Origin of the sequence: Ralstonia sp. A12, from assembly GCF_000801955.1 — a bacterium.
In the GTDB taxonomy this organism is placed as follows: Bacteria; Pseudomonadota; Gammaproteobacteria; order Burkholderiales; family Burkholderiaceae; genus Ralstonia.
The window spans coordinates 1-264 of the sequence record NZ_JSZO01000051.1; the positions used below are offsets into that span (position 1 = coordinate 1).

A 264-nucleotide genomic window follows, 5' to 3' on the forward strand; every position below is an offset into this window, starting at 1 on the left:
GCGCTGGGCGCTCACCGCCGGGCGGGTAGCCCAAGTGATGGCCCAACTCTGCGCCCAGGGCCCGCTCGATCAGGGCCTTCTTGAACGCCATGGAGGCTTCTTGCACGGCCTCGGCGCTCATCGGACCCTTCACGAAATGGGCGATCAGCTCTTCCGGGATGGCTGGCAGCTCTCGCGCTGCGGCAATGCTCGTCTTCGTCTTGCGTGGCATACATGCTCCTTGCTCACATGTTATGCCCTGCACACAAAATCTCGGACAGGCCC

General features: G+C 63.6%; 1 pseudogene. It reads right to left on the minus strand.

Annotated elements, in window-relative coordinates:
- A pseudogene (locus tag PI87_RS27855) lies at window positions 1-211 on the minus strand (IS256 family transposase); the annotation flags it as partial.
- Between the last annotated feature and the right edge of the window lie 53 nt (window positions 212-264).